Annotated in this window: 22 protein-coding genes; 5 read left to right on the forward strand and 17 right to left on the reverse strand. The window is 57.3% G+C overall.

Annotated elements, in window-relative coordinates:
* On the forward strand, positions 1-345 hold a 345-nt coding region (locus tag OWK27_RS20180; RefSeq protein ID WP_420713006.1), incomplete at its 5' end, for a gp53-like domain-containing protein.
* A 95-nt stretch (positions 346-440) separates the two neighbouring features.
* Positions 441-914 (forward strand): tail fiber assembly protein, encoded by a 474-nt coding sequence (locus OWK27_RS20185; protein ID WP_047367118.1) that lies wholly within the window; start codon positions 441-443, stop codon positions 912-914.
* A 27-nt stretch (positions 915-941) separates the two neighbouring features.
* Here OWK27_RS20185 and OWK27_RS20190 read toward each other — a convergent pair whose 3' ends face one another.
* The 17 genes from OWK27_RS20190 to OWK27_RS20270 all read right to left on the reverse strand — a co-directional run bounded on the left by OWK27_RS20190 (position 942) and on the right by OWK27_RS20270 (position 10,565).
* Positions 942-2,264, reverse strand: a complete 1,323-nt coding sequence (locus tag OWK27_RS20190; protein WP_267591072.1) for a phage tail protein — start codon at positions 2,262-2,264, stop codon at positions 942-944.
* Entirely contained in the window at positions 2,261-2,866 is a 606-nt protein-coding gene (locus OWK27_RS20195; RefSeq protein WP_045325525.1) for a phage tail protein I, read from the reverse strand. The genes OWK27_RS20190 and OWK27_RS20195 overlap by 4 nt, the downstream gene beginning before the upstream one ends.
* Positions 2,859-3,767, reverse strand: a complete 909-nt coding sequence (locus tag OWK27_RS20200; protein WP_105535776.1) for a baseplate assembly protein — start codon at positions 3,765-3,767, stop codon at positions 2,859-2,861. Before OWK27_RS20200 ends, OWK27_RS20195 begins: the two co-directional genes overlap by 8 nt.
* Positions 3,754-4,113 carry a GPW/gp25 family protein gene (locus tag OWK27_RS20205; protein ID WP_267591073.1) on the reverse strand — a complete coding sequence of 120 codons (360 nt, stop codon included), beginning with the start codon at positions 4,111-4,113 and terminating at the stop codon, positions 3,754-3,756. Before OWK27_RS20205 ends, OWK27_RS20200 begins: the two co-directional genes overlap by 14 nt.
* On the reverse strand, positions 4,110-4,688 hold the full coding sequence (locus OWK27_RS20210) for a phage baseplate assembly protein V (protein WP_267591074.1): 579 nt from the start codon (positions 4,686-4,688) through the stop codon (positions 4,110-4,112). Before OWK27_RS20210 ends, OWK27_RS20205 begins: the two co-directional genes overlap by 4 nt.
* 68 nt (positions 4,689-4,756) lie before the next feature.
* Positions 4,757-5,203 carry a phage virion morphogenesis protein gene (locus tag OWK27_RS20215; RefSeq protein ID WP_267591075.1) on the reverse strand — a complete coding sequence of 149 codons (447 nt, stop codon included), beginning with the start codon at positions 5,201-5,203 and terminating at the stop codon, positions 4,757-4,759.
* On the reverse strand, positions 5,196-5,627 hold the full coding sequence (locus OWK27_RS20220; protein WP_085036896.1) for a phage tail protein: 432 nt from the start codon (positions 5,625-5,627) through the stop codon (positions 5,196-5,198). Before OWK27_RS20220 ends, OWK27_RS20215 begins: the two co-directional genes overlap by 8 nt.
* Positions 5,590-5,838: an Rz1-like lysis system protein LysC gene (gene lysC, locus OWK27_RS20225; RefSeq protein WP_229692540.1), complete on the reverse strand. Its 249-nt coding sequence runs from the start codon at positions 5,836-5,838 to the stop codon at positions 5,590-5,592. The genes OWK27_RS20220 and lysC overlap by 38 nt, the downstream gene beginning before the upstream one ends.
* A complete protein-coding gene (gene lysB, locus OWK27_RS20230) occupies positions 5,723-6,151 on the reverse strand; it encodes an Rz-like lysis system protein LysB (RefSeq protein WP_267591119.1) in 429 nt (142 codons plus the stop codon). Before lysB ends, lysC begins: the two co-directional genes overlap by 116 nt.
* Positions 6,148-6,525 (reverse strand): DNZ54_00345 family protein, encoded by a 378-nt coding sequence (locus tag OWK27_RS20235; protein ID WP_063945551.1) that lies wholly within the window; start codon positions 6,523-6,525, stop codon positions 6,148-6,150. Before OWK27_RS20235 ends, lysB begins: the two co-directional genes overlap by 4 nt.
* A gap of 4 nt (positions 6,526-6,529) precedes the next feature.
* Positions 6,530-7,039 (reverse strand): lysozyme, encoded by a 510-nt coding sequence (locus tag OWK27_RS20240; protein WP_085036898.1) that lies wholly within the window; start codon positions 7,037-7,039, stop codon positions 6,530-6,532.
* Positions 7,020-7,235, reverse strand: coding sequence for an HP1 family phage holin (locus OWK27_RS20245; RefSeq protein ID WP_039029573.1), 216 nt, complete (start codon positions 7,233-7,235; stop codon positions 7,020-7,022). The genes OWK27_RS20240 and OWK27_RS20245 overlap by 20 nt, the downstream gene beginning before the upstream one ends.
* Before the next feature lie 3 nt (positions 7,236-7,238).
* On the reverse strand, positions 7,239-7,442 hold the full coding sequence (locus tag OWK27_RS20250; protein WP_039029574.1) for a tail protein X: 204 nt from the start codon (positions 7,440-7,442) through the stop codon (positions 7,239-7,241).
* Positions 7,442-7,906 (reverse strand): head completion/stabilization protein, encoded by a 465-nt coding sequence (locus OWK27_RS20255; protein ID WP_063160898.1) that lies wholly within the window; start codon positions 7,904-7,906, stop codon positions 7,442-7,444. Before OWK27_RS20255 ends, OWK27_RS20250 begins: the two co-directional genes overlap by 1 nt.
* Positions 7,907-7,999: 93 nt before the next feature.
* Positions 8,000-8,650: a phage terminase small subunit gene (gene gpM / locus OWK27_RS20260; protein ID WP_045325543.1), complete on the reverse strand. Its 651-nt coding sequence runs from the start codon at positions 8,648-8,650 to the stop codon at positions 8,000-8,002.
* Between the two features lie 3 nt (positions 8,651-8,653).
* Positions 8,654-9,715 (reverse strand): phage major capsid protein, P2 family, encoded by a 1,062-nt coding sequence (locus OWK27_RS20265; RefSeq protein WP_045325544.1) that lies wholly within the window; start codon positions 9,713-9,715, stop codon positions 8,654-8,656.
* A gap of 16 nt (positions 9,716-9,731) precedes the next feature.
* Complete coding sequence (locus tag OWK27_RS20270) at positions 9,732-10,565, reverse strand: GPO family capsid scaffolding protein (protein ID WP_267591076.1); 834 nt, start codon at positions 10,563-10,565, stop codon at positions 9,732-9,734.
* A 142-nt stretch (positions 10,566-10,707) separates the two neighbouring features.
* On the opposite strand from OWK27_RS20270, the gene OWK27_RS20275 reads away from it, so the two are divergent.
* The 3 genes from OWK27_RS20275 to OWK27_RS20285 are packed head-to-tail and all read left to right on the forward strand — an operon-like array spanning position 10,708 to position 14,215.
* On the forward strand, positions 10,708-12,474 hold the full coding sequence (locus OWK27_RS20275; protein WP_267591077.1) for a terminase ATPase subunit family protein: 1,767 nt from the start codon (positions 10,708-10,710) through the stop codon (positions 12,472-12,474).
* Positions 12,474-13,181 (forward strand): terminase large subunit domain-containing protein, encoded by a 708-nt coding sequence (locus tag OWK27_RS20280; protein ID WP_267591078.1) that lies wholly within the window; start codon positions 12,474-12,476, stop codon positions 13,179-13,181. The genes OWK27_RS20275 and OWK27_RS20280 overlap by 1 nt, the downstream gene beginning before the upstream one ends.
* Positions 13,178-14,215, forward strand: a complete 1,038-nt coding sequence (locus tag OWK27_RS20285; RefSeq protein WP_267591079.1) for a phage portal protein — start codon at positions 13,178-13,180, stop codon at positions 14,213-14,215. Before OWK27_RS20280 ends, OWK27_RS20285 begins: the two co-directional genes overlap by 4 nt.
* Positions 14,216-14,225: the final 10 nt, after the last annotated feature.

Raw genomic sequence — 14,225 nt, forward strand, 5'->3', positions numbered from 1 at the left:
CTTCGTTTGGGAGAAGCGGCAAAAATGGAGGCGGCCACCGCACAGATCGGTGCTAATGGCTGGATATATATTCCCGTTACTGGCGGCAAAAAAATGCTGCTGCAGTGGGGGCTTTTAACCGGTGCGAGTAATTATTCTTTTAAATTCCCAATTGCATTTCCCGTAGGTGGTTTATGCCTGGTTGCTATGGCCCATACAACTGATTCCGCTGATGTGAGCATGGTAACTATGACTAATGGATTCATCAGGGACAAAACCAGCGCGTTTGCTTTGTGCGCCAGAACAGTGAACGGCGTGCAGCAACCTTTTGAACGTAGCGTTTACTGGTTCGCTGTCGGCTACTGACGTCAAAATATTGTGTTATTACTCACACAAAGTAGCCAGATAAGTTTTTTACGAAACCGCACTTACGATCTGAATTTCAAACTAAGGAGTGCGTTATGAACTATTGGTTTAGCCCTGCAAACAATGCCTTTTACCCTGTAGCCTTAAAGGAGTCTTATGTAAATGCCGGGAGCCTACCTAATGACTTAATTGAAGTTGAAGACACTATTTTCAATGAATTTTCCGCGACTCCGCCGGACGGAAAAATGCGTGGTGTAGGGGACAGCGGCCTGCCGATCTGGGTAGATATTCCCGTTGTGGAAGAAAGCCCGGAACAAATCAAGGCACGCGCCCGCGTTTTACGTGATGAATTCATAGTCAGCACGGATAGAATGCTTGTTTCTGATTTCACTATTAACAATATTCCATTGACCGCAGAACAGCAGGCGGAACTTTTGGACGTGAGGCAAAAGTTTAAAGTTTGGCCTGAGAGCGAGGGTTGGCCTAAGGTTGAACTTCCTGAGATACCCCAATGGATTCTTATTGAGGCAGTAAACAACGGTTACATAGTCAAGAATTGGCCTGAGTGAAATAAAGCCCGCAAGGGCTTTATTTTTTTAATAACCCAAAACAATCCAGTAAATTGTATTAGTAGTGGGCGTGACGTAAGTGAAATTTATCACCCCGCGAGAGGATTTTGCCGTATCAAAGCCAACAAAACGAGTCGAGGGATCTTGCGTACTGAACATTGCATTAACTATCAGAAGCGAGGAAGGAAAGGCAACAGGTAAAGTAACCGACAAGCTGTTTACAACACCATTAGTTGTAGTAACTGCAAAACTTCCCCACTGAATAATTAAACCACTAGGTAATTTTGCATAGCCGTTGCCTGCAATGCTATTAGCGAAATAAGCCATGTCAGGTAGTTGATTGGCGCTATTTCCAACCGTCCTTTTTGCCGCTTCTCCCAAACGAAGGTATTCAATAATCCCGTCAGCCGTTTTTCCTGACAAACTGGTCAGGGTGCTATCAAGGGGCTGCTTACCTGCAAGGGCATTTGTCATGGTGGTGGCGAAATTCGGATCATTGCCAAGCGCAGCAGCCAGTTCATTGAGTGTATCGAGAGCCGCGGGCGATGAACCAACCAGCCCGGCGAGCGCTGCTTTTACAAATGCAGTGGTTGCAATCTGGGTGTTATTGGCCGTCTGCGCAGCTGTCGGTGCCGTCGGTGTTCCGGTCAGGCCAGGGCTTGCGAGCGGGGCCTTAAGCGCCAGCGCATTGTTTAATGCCGTCGCAATCGCCTGCACAAATGCCGTGTTGGCAATCTGCGTGGAGTTATTCCCCGTCGGCGCCGTTGGCGTTTTCGGCGTGCCGGTTAACGTCGGGCTCTCTTTGGGCGCGTACTGAGTGTGGGGGTCCGCTGCGGCAAGGTGTTTTGCCATCAGGTCATCCACATACACCTTCAGCTCCAGCACCTTGTCATCCACGTATTTGCGGGTTGCCAGCACCACTGCGGGGTCAATTTTCAGGGTGATGTTTTCGGTACTGCTGGTAATCAGTACCATGCGCACCGTCTGCGTGCGGCCGCTTCCCTCTGCGAGCTGCGGCTTATAACTCTCCGGGCAGTTACCGATCGCAATCAGCGCGCCGGTATCGTCAAACAGCCCGACCTCACGAATCCACCAACCGCCCTCCGTTTCCGGGATAACCTGCTCAGCAATAATCTGGCTGCTGTTCTGCGGATCGATATACAGCATGTTGAGGTCAGCCCGGCGTTTTTCGTTAACCAGAGCCGTCTGCTTTGCGTCAGGGGTCGGCAGCACCCCGCCGCCATCGCCCACAGCCATCTTAGTAATTTTCAGCGGGACACCAAGCGCGGCTGCGCTTGCCAGTTTTGCCGCGCCGATCTCCGTCAGGAGGGTATAAAATTTTGCGCTCATGGGTTCACTCTCACAGTGTCAATAACATGGACCGCGCCGCCCTCGTAAGCGGTGCCGCCGGAAATAATGGTTTCGTTGATGTACGGATAAATCGTGATTTCTTCGCCGGTATAGGTGGCAGCACCTACCCACAGATCGCCGCTGGTCTGCAGGTTTATGGACATGCCCACCAGGTGACGGCTGCACGGTTTGGCGTCACTAATCAGCCGCTCCAGCTCCAGATAGGTTTCTTCCGTAATGCCCTGGTCCTGCACACCAATATCCAGGCGAAACGTGCCCGGGGTTTCACCGGTCTGCCACCACTCAATGATGCGGATCAGGAAGCCGAACGGCTCCACGACGCGCCGCACAGCGCTGGTTGTTCCTTTGTGCTGATGGATATAGAAAGCGTCCTGCACCACCCGGCGCTTCACGCTTTCGGTCCAGCTTTCGTCCCAGCGGTCAACGGAAAAAGCCCAGGCCAGATACGGGAGAAAAGCAACGGGACACGTCGCCGGATTCCATAAATCACGCAGCGGCACCTGCAGATCGGATATCCCGCTGCAGGTCTGCGCCAGGCGGCGCTCAAGCGGTGACGAACCGGGCGGCAGCAGGCTATTCATCCGTGCCCCCGTTGGTTACGCTCCATTCCGTACAGGACGCGGCCTGCGTCTTATCGAGCACCACATCATCCAGCGGGGAGGCCAGTTCCACGCGCTGGACGCCCTCAACGTGCAGCGCGGCATAAATGGCGCTGCGCCGGATATCACGTCCCAGCCGCGTCTGGCTGGCAATGTACTTCTGCAGGCTGGCTTTAGCCTCTGCCATCACCGGCTCAGCTTCCGGGCCGGGATAAAGGAAAATCGTTGCATCAACGCGGTACGGGATAATTTCGGCGCTACGCACCGTCAGGCGGTCCGCCACCGGCCGCACGTTCTCACTGTTAAGCGCCTGCTCCACCACCGCCAGCAGATCGGCGCCTGCAGTGCCGTCGCCCTCCCGGCTCAGTACGGTCAGCACCACCTCCGCCGGGGCCGGGCTGGTTGCGCTGGCATCCGCCACGCGCCCGTCCGCGCTTTTAGCGTGAAACTCATAGGCCGCCGTCGGGCCCGCAACGGACAGCCCCTCAAATGCAGCAGGAACACGCAGGCGCAGCGCCTCGTCACTTTCCATCACCGCTGCGACCGGCGGCACCGCGTCGTTGTCGGCAGGCGTTACCGTCAGGCGCTTCACGTTATAGTTGGCCGCCATCTGATCGAGATCGCCCCCTATGGCATACGCCACCATGACCGCCTGCGCGGCCTCATTGACACGCTGCAGTAACAAAATCTCGCGGTAGGTGTTTTCCTGCAGCAGTTTGGTGACGGGTTCAGATTCCAGCTCAAGCGTGCGCCGCACCGCGTCCTGTTCATCTGCCGGATACAGGGCCACAAACGCGGCCTTACGTTCAGCCAGCAATGATTCAAAGTCCGGCACCTTAACGATTTGCGGCGCGGGGAGCTGGGAAAGGTCAATTACTGCCATTGTCTGCTCCTGTTGATACCGAAAGGGACACCGGCGCGCCGTTATTGCGCCTTCCGGTTAGCTCAACCACCATGGAGCCGTCAAAGCTGCTGCTGATGGTGATGGAATCCAGCGTAAGCCGTGGCTCCCAGCGGCTCAGGGCCACATAGACCGCAGACATGACCTGCAGGCGCAGCGCCGGGTTTTGTGGCTGGTCTATCAGTTCGGACAGAAGGGAGCCATATTCCCGCCGGGCAATGCGGCTCCCCTGCGGGGTCAGCAGAATATCCCGGACCGACTGGCGCAGGTGGTCCGTATCGGTAATGGTCCTGCCGTTGCCCTGGCTCATACCGCTATACAGCGTCATACCGGACCTCCTGACGTATCGCCGCCGGACTTAACGCCGGTGTGACCGTGTTTATCCACCACGATCCCGTTAGAACTCATAGCGCCGCCGCCCTGGGTGACGCCGCCGTTAATCACGACTTCGCTGTTAATGCGGGTATTATCAGCCTCCACCACAAACTCACTGGTTTTCAGGGTGATATTGTCAGCCGCCTCGATCACCATGGATTTGATACCTTTTACGTGCCAGCGTCCGGTGGCGGGCTCGTACTCAAACCAGCCCCCGTCCGGGTATTCCGTCACGCAGCCGTCCACAGAATCCGACGGCGGCGCAAACTGATTGGAGTAAATGGCAGGCAGCGCAAAGGCGGTTTCAAGGTTCCCGCCCATGCTAAGCACCACCGCCTGTTCATCCGGCGACGGGCACCACCAGGTGCGGCCGCCCCCGGCCCGCAGCGTAAGCCAGTTAATCCAGTTGGTTTCAAGCTCGCCAATCTTTACCCGGCACAGCCAGTTTTCCCGGTCCACTTCGGTCACGGTGCCGGTGCGGATCAGGTTGGTGATAAGGCGCATGATTTCGGTCAGTTGTGCGTTCATAACGAAAGGTTGCCATCAGAGGGAAGCAGGGGGCAGTGCGGGCACTTGTGCCATGCCTGATACAAAGATCACTGCGCCAGCCAGCGCAGCAGGGTGTCACGGGTTACGTCTTCTACTTCATCATTCACGCCCAGCAGGCGGCGCTGCGAGTAGCGAACCTCCGGCCCTTTGCGGCTGACGCGATCACGCAGGCCGTAATGGTGAACACGGGCAATACGCTGTACTGAGCCGTCAAACTGCACGCTGGCAGAATCTGCACTGGCAGCGGTTTTCAGGTATTTGGTGGTGCGAAGCTTTGCAAACATCTGGCGCTTAATGCGGCCCTTTTTACTGCGGGCCGTTACCCGGCGCGGCTCATAGCCGCTCCCGTCCGGGTTTCGCTGCAGCCTGATATTCTGCTGCTGCCTGCGGCGCAATTCCTGCGCCAGCTGACGCATCATGCGGCTGCGCGCGGCGGGCTCCAGATTTGCCAGCAACGCTGCCAGCCAGTCATCCACCCTCTGCAGATCATCCATGCTTCACCGTCCACATTTCCTCCGGTACGTCCGGTTCCGGCACCGCTTCAACGCTCGAAACGCCCCCGTCAGTGCTGACCAGCACGCGCTCCGTCAGCTGCAGATTCAGGCTGATATCGCACACATCATTGCGCAGAATATCTACGTCAAAGGTGAACAGCTTTTCGCGCAGTTCAGGGTTATTAATTGCATCCGGCTGATTGTCCGTGAGCCAGAGCAGAACGGGAGCCATCAGCAGATTCTGGTCCCCGCTGAAATCCTCGATTACCACGTTCAGGGTGTAGCGGTACTCCCATGACATGGAGCTGGCCCCGGTAGCCACCAGTGAGCCGTTATCCACAAACAGGTGTAGTTTGTCCGGGTTACTGCGGACATACGGCACCGCCTTATTCAGGGCGCTGCGTAAAGACTGCGGCTTGTTCACTGTCTCGCTCCTGACACGCAATTATCGTGTCCACTTTGTCAGCACACGCCGCCCAGGCGGCCTCCGTTTCATCCAGCACCGCATTCAGATCGCCGTTACTGCGCGGCGCTGACCTTTCCAGGCGGCACTGCGTCACTCTGGGACAGCCACTCACGGTAAGCTGCACCTCCGGCGAGGGACGGACGTTCCCGCAGCCGGATAATGTCAGCAGGCAAAGGAGTGTCAGCCCAGCGCCGCAAATCCTCATTTTCACGTTTCAGTTCCTCTATCCGGTGCTGACGGCTGCGCAGCAGCGCGGAGTTCTGCTCCGCAACCGCATAAAGCCGCATCTGCTCCCGGCTGTTGGTTTCAGTCAGAATGGACAGGCCGATCAGCTGGCTGTTTTTCTTCGTCAGTTCCTGCGCTTTGCTTTTCAGCACCGCGCCCTGCGTCTCGATGGTGTGGCTGGCATTGTTAAGCCGCCACGACTGCCAGCCCAGCGCTGCGAGCGTCAGCGCCAGCACTACCGCCAGCGCCCGCATCAGGCTGCCGTCGGCTCATGAAGCTGCACGCGGGCAATCTGGTAAAGAACCAGCGTCAGCAGGTAAAACACCAGGGTGATCACCCATCCCGAAAACGCCAGGCAAAGAACAATCAACAGCCTGATGGCCCATGTACGCACGGGTTTTACGGGGTGCTCCCTGAACTTCAGCAATGCCGCCCTGACTTCATCGCGCGCCCGATCTCCGGCGAACCACCCCACAGCGCACAGTGCCGCAAGCAGCCAGGCGAGGATGCAGGACACCCAGACAGACGCGCCAACCAGAACAGGCGCGCCGCTGCGCGGATAAAACAAACTGATGACCAACAGTGCGGCCCATGCCAGCTGGAAAAAAACGCTGATAACTTTCTTTTTCATTCCGTTACGCTCCTTTTAAGCACCAGGCCAGCTCCCGCGCGCGGCGGTTCTCCAGCCCTTTATTTTTCTTACCGTTGACGTAAACCCAGCGCGGCAGCTCGTTACATGCCTGCCACCACTGCTGGCGGTTGATGTAGGACACCATGGTGGATCGGCATATTGCGCCGGTGCCCACGTTGAAGCCGATGCTTACCAGCGCATCGTAAACATGCTGCGGGGGCCTGACCTTAAGGCACGCATCCAGCCTTTTTTCCGTCAGCAACACATTGCTGATTAACCCCTGCGCCGCCTGCCGTTCCGTGATGGTTTTACCGGGCACTACACCGGACGTATTGCCGATCCCGTCAGTCCAGACACCCGCGCTGCACTGGTAAGGCTGCAGGCGGCACCCCTCAAAATCGGCCAACAGCTTCAGCCCCTCGACGGAGGTGTTGAGCGACTGGAAACCGGGCAGCGTGGCGGCGATAGCCAGCACCACCCCGACAAGGCAGCGTTTAACGATTGAAGGATTCATATTCCCCCCGCGTGATTTGCCCGTCGCGCAGCAGCTGGTAGGTTTTGTGCTTGTAGTACCAGTTGATAGCCAGCATCAGCACACCAATCAGCACGCCGCCAACCGTTGAAGCATCCTTAAGCGACAGATCGCCCAGCCATGCCAGCAAAACAGCGATGCAGTACGTGATAAAGGCGCTGATTCGTTCAAGCGTCATAATTCAGTCCCATAGCTGGACGGTCTGCGCCGTGGTTGTCGCCGGAATATCCGGCAGCTCCACCTGCAGTCCGTGCGGTAAAAAAGGGCCATACTCAGCCAGCCCCGGATTTGCCTGCAGAACCTGCTCGGTGACACCCTGCGTGCGCCCGTAATGACGCCAGCAAAGCGCGTCCACCGTGTCATACTGGTGCGCACGCACTTTCATCAGATAAGCTCCACCGTACAGTGCGGTGCATCCTGCACCCGGCTGATAGCCCAGCGGGCATCACGCCACAGATCGCCGCTGGCCTCCGCCAGTTCCTCCCCTCGCTTTACCCCGGACGCCGTGGCGTCATAATCCTGGTAACGCTCATTGAGCACGGCGCGCGCCCAGCAATACACGGCGTTGAGGTAGTGCTGAATGCGCTCGCTTTTGCCGTCCAGCATTTCCGCCGGCACGTCAGCCAGATCCCGGTAGCCCAGCATCTGCTGACGGTTGCGGAAGTCGTACAGCTCAGCGTTAACTTCGGAAATGGCTGTCAGCGCAACCTGCCTCAGACGGGGCTGCGTCACCGTGCCGTCAGTGCGCATCACACTGCGAAATTCCGACAGGTCCACATCAGGCCAGAACGGCGTATTTTTAATAACGTCCGCCTGTTCCGGTGCCTGTTCTGGCGCAATAAACTGCATGCGGCTTTCTCCTGAAATAGTGGGCGGTGGACGGGGTTTTGATGTGGCAGTGCCTTTCGCCACCCCGTGCCGCCCGTGCGCGGGGCACGTTCGTTAGCGGCTGTCACTGCGCAATCTGCGCTCCAGCTGCTGCTTTTCTTTTTTCACGCCGCAGCGGGGATCGAGCTGCAGCGCATGGGTAAGGTGATTCAGGGCAGAAGCCGGGTTGCTTTCGGTCAGTACCGCGCCGATGGCTTTATGCAGGCGTGCCCGGGACTGGTCCGGCATATCCAGATCGGTAGTCAGTTCCAGCGTCTGCAGGAGCAGATCGGCATCAAAACCGGCGGCGGCCAGCAGGGCGCCTTGTGCGGCGTCCGCCATTTCTTCCGCCAGAACGGTCTGCACGTTGCGGTTGCCCAGCGGCATCACCCAGCCATGGCGCAGCGCATGACGCCCGATCTCCAGCGCACCGGCATAATCACCGGCATCGATACGCCACAGCATCACGTACATCAGCACGTCATCCTGCTGCGCACCTCCGGCAGCCAGCACGCCCTCCGCCCAGGCGGCATACTTCGGCAGAAGCTCCACCTTGATTGCCGCCTTTTTCACGGTGGACTGGATACCCTTAAGGCGGCGGCGGTCTTCTGCCAGCTGCAGCAGCATCAGGTCATAGCCGGACGCATGGCGAACACTGCCGCCCTCCCGGGCGGCCTGTTCGGCCTGAATGCGCAGGCGGTGCTGCCGTGCGGGACTCAGGCTCATGCGTTACTCCCCACCTTCCGGCGCAGCTGGCGCGCTGAAATCACCGATTTCGATATTTTCGACCAGGGCCGCGCAGCGGTAGTCTTCAATCACGTACGCTTCGTTGACGGATTCGAAGTTTTCAATCCGGTCACGTTTCGGGTTGTCGATAACAGAACGGCGGCGGGTGTCCTCCTGCCAGTAAATGGACAGGTTATCCAGACGGGTGATCAGCAGGGCATTGGCCGGGAAGAACGGCGCACGCACCGCCTGCAGGCCGCCCATGCGTTTCTGGCTGATAATCAGATCGGCGGCGATTTTCTCGCTGTTTTCCTGCTCTTTGTTAACCAGCGGGAAATACTTGTCAGACAGCAACTCGCGGCCGCAGATAACAACCAGCTCGTCATCATCCTGATACACCACGTCGATCAGCTCGTTAACCGCATCCATCACCACGGCGTCCAGGTTGGCATAGTCGCCACCCTTGCCCACCTTTACCGCGCCTGCAGTGGTGGTGCCGTCCTGGGTGGTGCTGCCCATAACGTGGTCCGGCGCGTCTTCGCGGATTTTCTGCAGCCAGCCCTTATTCACGTCCTGCAGCAGCGGGTTTTCTGCGCGGTTGGAGGTTTTGGCGCGCTTCACACCGTTAAAGCCGATCATGATGCGGTCCAGCGCCTGGCGCTTGACGATGGCGTTACGGATACGCACCTGGAAGTCCTGAAATTTCGCCCACAGGTCCAGCTTTGCGTAGGTCAGCACCGTGTCAAAGTTGGTCTGTTCGCATTTATATTCCACGTCCTCCATCAGCATGGGATCGGTAGGTTCGCGCTCTTTGGTGTTGGTGTCGGTGGTTCCGGCAATGGTGGAGCCAACGCCCAGGCCAAGCAGCTGGCCGGACTGTTCCGCAACCGGCGTGATGTTAATCAGCGTCAGAAAAGCGGCGGACTGCTGGATCTGGTCTTCCAGCGTCTGCTGCACGGACGGGTCCACGGTGAACTTGCTGGAAAGTTCTTCCACTTCCACGTTGTTCAGGCGTGCCAGCTGCTGCAGGTAGGCGTTAAAGGCAAAGCGGGTATTCTTTTTCATCGGGTTTTATGCTCCATCAGCAATTGGTCAGGGTGCCTGCCGGTGCGTCACCGCCCGGCGCGCGCTGGCGGTAATCTTTACGGCTGTCTTCACGGCTCAGCTGCTGCTGAAGCTCGGCAAAGGCGGCCTGCTGCTCCTGCAGCGAGGATTCAAGCTCAGAAATGCGCGCGTCCTGGTCGGACAGGGATTTATCAGTGCGCTCGCTCAGGTTCTGCTGCTCGTTGGCGACCAGCTCAACGGCTTTGTGCACGTCTGAGAAACGCGCATCATCGGTCTGCTCTTTTTTGGTGAACAGGGCGGTGACGCGGGCAAAGAGGGACGGCTTTTCGTCCTGGGTTTCTTCCAGTTCGATCAGCGTTTCTTCGGCGGCGGTAAACAGGTTTTCAGGACTCTGCTTGCGGTTAGCCAGCGGGTTCTGTTTGGCGGTGGCACTGAAAGCCAGCATCTCGGTGCCAAGGCTAGCCGGATCGTCAGTGGCGGCCAGGCCGACGAGATAGGCTTTGCCGGTGTCGGCAAATTTCGGGCTGACTTCCATAGAGGTGAATTGCTTTTGCCACTGCTTAATCAGACTAATCAGATCAGGCGATGGGTTAATCTCGGCGTATAGCCCCATTTTCCCTTTTAATGGCCCTTCCGTGATTTCTTCGGCAGTTAAGCTGGTGACATGCCCATAACGCTTAAACGTGCCATCCGGCGAATAGCCTTTAATGTGCTCAAGGTTAATTTGCGCCGTATACACCGCAGGGTTGTAGCTGGCAGCCATTTGTACCAGCCATTCGCGCTGGATTTCTCGCCCGTCGGTGGTGGCACCTTCCACCCCGATGCGGAAACGCTTTGCTTTCACTGTCATGAGCCGTGCTCCGTTAGAAAAAACTTACTGGAGCCTTATGTTTGCGGTGATGGGGGGAGTGAAACAACGCGCGGCGCTTGTACGGTCAGCCACACAAACCGCAGCCGGGGAAAGCCGCCGGGCAAGGCCGTATGTTTGGGCCATGAACACGACAATGACCCCCGCAGACCTCGATCCCCGTCGGCAGGCCATGCTGCTGTACTTTCAGGGATACCGCATAGCCCGCATTGCAGAAATGCTGGGCGAGAAAGTTGCAACCGTTCACAGCTGGAAGAAACGCGACAAGTGGGGCGAGTATGGGCCGCTGGATCAGATGCAGCTCACCACCGCCGCGCGCTACTGCCAGCTCATTATGAAGGAGCAGAAAGAAGGGAAAGACTTCAAGGAAATTGACCTGCTGGCGCGCCAGTCAGAGCGCCACGCCCGGATCGGTAAATTTAACGATGGCGGCAATGAGGCTGATTTAAATCCGAAGGTTGCCAACCGCAACAAAGGCCCGCGCCGCCAGCCCGAAAAGAATGTTTTCACCGACGAACAGATCGAGAAGCTGCAGGAGGTTTTCCACGGCTCGATGTTCGCCTACCAGCGCCACTGGTACGAGGCAGGCAACCGCCACCGTATCCGCAACCTGCTGAAATCGCGCCAGATCGGAGCGACCTTCTTTTTTGCCCGGGAGGCGCTGATTGACGCCATCACCACCGGCCGCAACCAGATTTTTCTCTCAGCCAGCAAGGCACAGGCGCATGTTTTCAAGCAGTACATCATCGACTTTGCAAAAGAAGTGGATGTAGAGCTGAAAGGCGATCCGATGACGCTCAGCAACGGCGCGTGCCTGTACTTCCTCGGCACCAACGCCCGCACGGCGCAGAGCTATCACGGCAATCTTTACCTGGATGAATATTTCTGGATACCGAAATTCCAGGAGCTGCGCAAGGTAGCCTCCGGTATGGCCATTCACAAAAAATGGCGGCAGACCTACTTTTCAACCCCGTCCAGCCTGACCCACAGCGCCTATCCGTTCTGGTCCGGCGCGCTGTTCAACCGGGGCCGCGCCAAAGCGGACAAGGTGGATATTGACCTGACCCACGGCAATCTGGCCCCGGGCCTGCTTTGCCCGGACGGTCAGTACCGCCAGATCGTCACCGTGGAGGATGCGGTGCGCGGCGGCTGTAACCTGTTCGACCTGGACCAGCTGCGCATGGAGTACAGCCCGGACGAATACCAGAACCTGCTTATGTGCGAATTCATTGACGATCTGGCGTCAGTATTCCCGCTGAGCGAGCTGCAGGCGTGCATGGTGGACAGCTGGGAAGTCTGGTCCGACTTTCAGGCGCTGGCGCTGCGCCCGTTTGGCTGGCGTGAAGTCTGGATCGGCTATGACCCGGCGAAGGGTACGCAGAATGGCGACAGCGCCGGATGCGTGGTGGTGGCACCACCCACGGTGCCGGGCGGCAAGTTCCGCATTCTGGAGCGGCACCAGTGGCGCGGGATGGACTTCCGCGCCCAGGCTGACGCCATTAAAAAGCTGACCCAGCAGTACAACGTGACCTATATCGGCATCGACTCTACCGGCGTCGGCCACGGCGTCTATGAGAACGTGAAAGCGTTCTTCCCGGCGGTCCGGGAGTTTGTTTACAACCCCAACGTCAAAAACGCCCTGGTGCTCAAGGCATACGACATTATCAGCCACCGACGCCTGGAGTTTGACGCCGGGCACACCGACATTGCGCAGTCCTTTATGGCAATCCGCCGTGCAACCACCGCCAGCGGGAACCGCCCCACCTACGAAGCCAGCCGCAGCGAAGAAGCCAGCCATGCAGACCTGGCCTGGGCAACGATGCACGCACTGTTTAACGAACCGCTGCAGGGCGAAGCCGCCAATACCAGCAACATTGTGGAGATTTTTTGATGCAACCTACCCTCATAAATTTACTTTCAGCGGCCTGCTTTAAAACCGGTGCCCACCCATTTAGTTATCAAAAGAACTGGATTTCTGCCTCTCGCGGCAGTGTGCGAGTCCTAACAAAAATGCGCCAGTGCGGTGCTGACTGGTTTTTCTCCCTCGAGGCTTTGTCTGATGCACTGGCAACAGGCCGAAACCAGATTTTCCTGGGGTGCGGCAGTGCCCACTCTCAGGCTAACCGCGCCTATATCAATGCGCTACTCAATCAGGCCGTGCCGCAGCTGCAAAATCATGTAGCGAGCATGACAGATTACTGTCTGGTACTCACCAATGGCGCACACATCTACTTCATCGACCCGGAAAGCCACTGCGCCGCGCTCCATGGAAACGTATACGTGTCTGAATATGCCTGGGCGGATTCCCCGAAAAACATAATCGCGCTTGCTAGGGGTCTGTCCATGCACGCGCGTTACCATGCAACCTACTACACCACCCCAAGCCCCAGCCCGGAGGCATGGCGGGAATACAAAAAACTGACCGCCCGCAGCAGCACAACCAGCATGACGTTTACCGCTGATGACGCTGCAGCATCCGGGGCCGCGCTCTTTGATGATGAATGGCTAAATAGTATGAAAAAAGAATTTTCAGCAGAGGACTGGAAAATGCTGTTTATGTGCCAATGGCCCCAGGCTGATAAGGAGCAACTGGCATGAGCAAACGTAAAAACAAAAATAACCGCACAGCTGCAAATCACAGTGCAAAAACGGGCGGCGCTTCAGCTGAAGCATTCAGCTTTGGCGATCCAATCCCGGTACTGGACCGCCGGGAACTGCTAGATTATGTGGAGTGCGTGCAGATGGACCGCTGGTATGAACCGCCGGTGAGTTTTGACGGGCTGGCGCGAACCTACCGCGCCGCCGTGCATCATAGCTCACCGATTGCCGTTAAGCGTGACATTCTCAGCAGCACCTATATTCCGCACCGCCTGCTAAGCCAGCAGGCCTTTTCCCGTTTCGTGCAGGACTATCTGGTATTCGGCAACGCCTACCTTGAGAAACGCACCAACCGGCTCGGCGGCGTTCTCTCGCTGGAGCCAGCCCTGGCGAAATATACCCGCCGCGGCGTTGACCTGGACACCTACTGGTTTGTGCAATACGGATTCGCAACGCAGCCCTACGAATTCACGCCGGGGAGCATTTTCCATCTTCTTGAACCTGATATTAACCAGGAAATCTACGGGCTACCCGGCTACCTCTCAGCCATTCCGTCCGCCCTGCTCAACGAGTCCGCCACGCTTTTCCGCCGCAAGTATTACATTAACGGCAGCCATGCGGGCTTTATCATGTACATGACCGACGCTGCGCAGAATCAGGAGGACGTGAACAACATCCGCCAGGCCATGAAAAGTTCCAAGGGCCCGGGTAACTTCCGCAACTTATTCATGTACTCGCCCAACGGCAAAAAAGACGGGATTCAAATCATCCCGCTGTCGGAAGTTGCGGCAAAGGATGAGTTTCTGAATATCAAGAACGTGAGCCGCGATGACATGATGGCTGCGCACCGTGTGCCGCCACAGATGATGGGCATAATTCCCAACAATACAGGCGGCTTTGGTGATGTGGAAAAAGCCAGCCGCGTGTTTGTCCGTAACGAATTAATGCCGCTGCAGAAACGCCTTCAGGAGCTTAATGAATGGCTGGGTGAAGAGGTGATACGCTTTGAAATTTACGATTTAAACATTACCTAGCATAAATAAA

The organism is Enterobacter cloacae complex sp. 2022EL-00788 (genome assembly GCF_026627565.1).
GTDB lineage: Bacteria > Pseudomonadota > Gammaproteobacteria > Enterobacterales > Enterobacteriaceae > Enterobacter > Enterobacter pasteurii.

Excerpts from the sequence above, each read along its gene's own strand:
- OWK27_RS20240 (WP_085036898.1), bottom strand. The coding sequence starts at position 7,039 with ATGAATCCTTCAATCGTTAAACGCTGCCTTGTCGGGGTGGTGCTGGCT.
- OWK27_RS20245 (WP_039029573.1), bottom strand. The coding sequence starts at position 7,235 with ATGACGCTTGAACGAATCAGCGCCTTTATCACGTACTGCATCGCTGTT.
- OWK27_RS20195 (WP_045325525.1), bottom strand. The coding sequence starts at position 2,866 with ATGAATAGCCTGCTGCCGCCCGGTTCGTCACCGCTTGAGCGCCGCCTG.
- OWK27_RS20285 (WP_267591079.1), top strand. The coding sequence starts at position 13,178 with ATGAGCAAACGTAAAAACAAAAATAACCGCACAGCTGCAAATCACAGT.
- OWK27_RS20210 (WP_267591074.1), bottom strand. The coding sequence starts at position 4,688 with ATGAACGCACAACTGACCGAAATCATGCGCCTTATCACCAACCTGATC.
- OWK27_RS20200 (WP_105535776.1), bottom strand. The coding sequence starts at position 3,767 with ATGGCAGTAATTGACCTTTCCCAGCTCCCCGCGCCGCAAATCGTTAAG.
- OWK27_RS20280 (WP_267591078.1), top strand. The coding sequence starts at position 12,474 with ATGCAACCTACCCTCATAAATTTACTTTCAGCGGCCTGCTTTAAAACC.
- OWK27_RS20185 (WP_047367118.1), top strand. The coding sequence starts at position 441 with ATGAACTATTGGTTTAGCCCTGCAAACAATGCCTTTTACCCTGTAGCC.
- OWK27_RS20205 (WP_267591073.1), bottom strand. The coding sequence starts at position 4,113 with ATGACGCTGTATAGCGGTATGAGCCAGGGCAACGGCAGGACCATTACC.
- gpM (WP_045325543.1), bottom strand. The coding sequence starts at position 8,650 with ATGAGCCTGAGTCCCGCACGGCAGCACCGCCTGCGCATTCAGGCCGAA.
- OWK27_RS20190 (WP_267591072.1), bottom strand. The coding sequence starts at position 2,264 with ATGAGCGCAAAATTTTATACCCTCCTGACGGAGATCGGCGCGGCAAAA.
- OWK27_RS20270 (WP_267591076.1), bottom strand. The coding sequence starts at position 10,565 with ATGACAGTGAAAGCAAAGCGTTTCCGCATCGGGGTGGAAGGTGCCACC.
- OWK27_RS20215 (WP_267591075.1), bottom strand. The coding sequence starts at position 5,203 with ATGGATGATCTGCAGAGGGTGGATGACTGGCTGGCAGCGTTGCTGGCA.
- OWK27_RS20235 (WP_063945551.1), bottom strand. The coding sequence starts at position 6,525 with ATGAAAAAGAAAGTTATCAGCGTTTTTTTCCAGCTGGCATGGGCCGCA.
- OWK27_RS20265 (WP_045325544.1), bottom strand. The coding sequence starts at position 9,715 with ATGAAAAAGAATACCCGCTTTGCCTTTAACGCCTACCTGCAGCAGCTG.
- OWK27_RS20250 (WP_039029574.1), bottom strand. The coding sequence starts at position 7,442 with ATGAAAGTGCGTGCGCACCAGTATGACACGGTGGACGCGCTTTGCTGG.
- OWK27_RS20275 (WP_267591077.1), top strand. The coding sequence starts at position 10,708 with ATGAACACGACAATGACCCCCGCAGACCTCGATCCCCGTCGGCAGGCC.
- OWK27_RS20255 (WP_063160898.1), bottom strand. The coding sequence starts at position 7,906 with ATGCAGTTTATTGCGCCAGAACAGGCACCGGAACAGGCGGACGTTATT.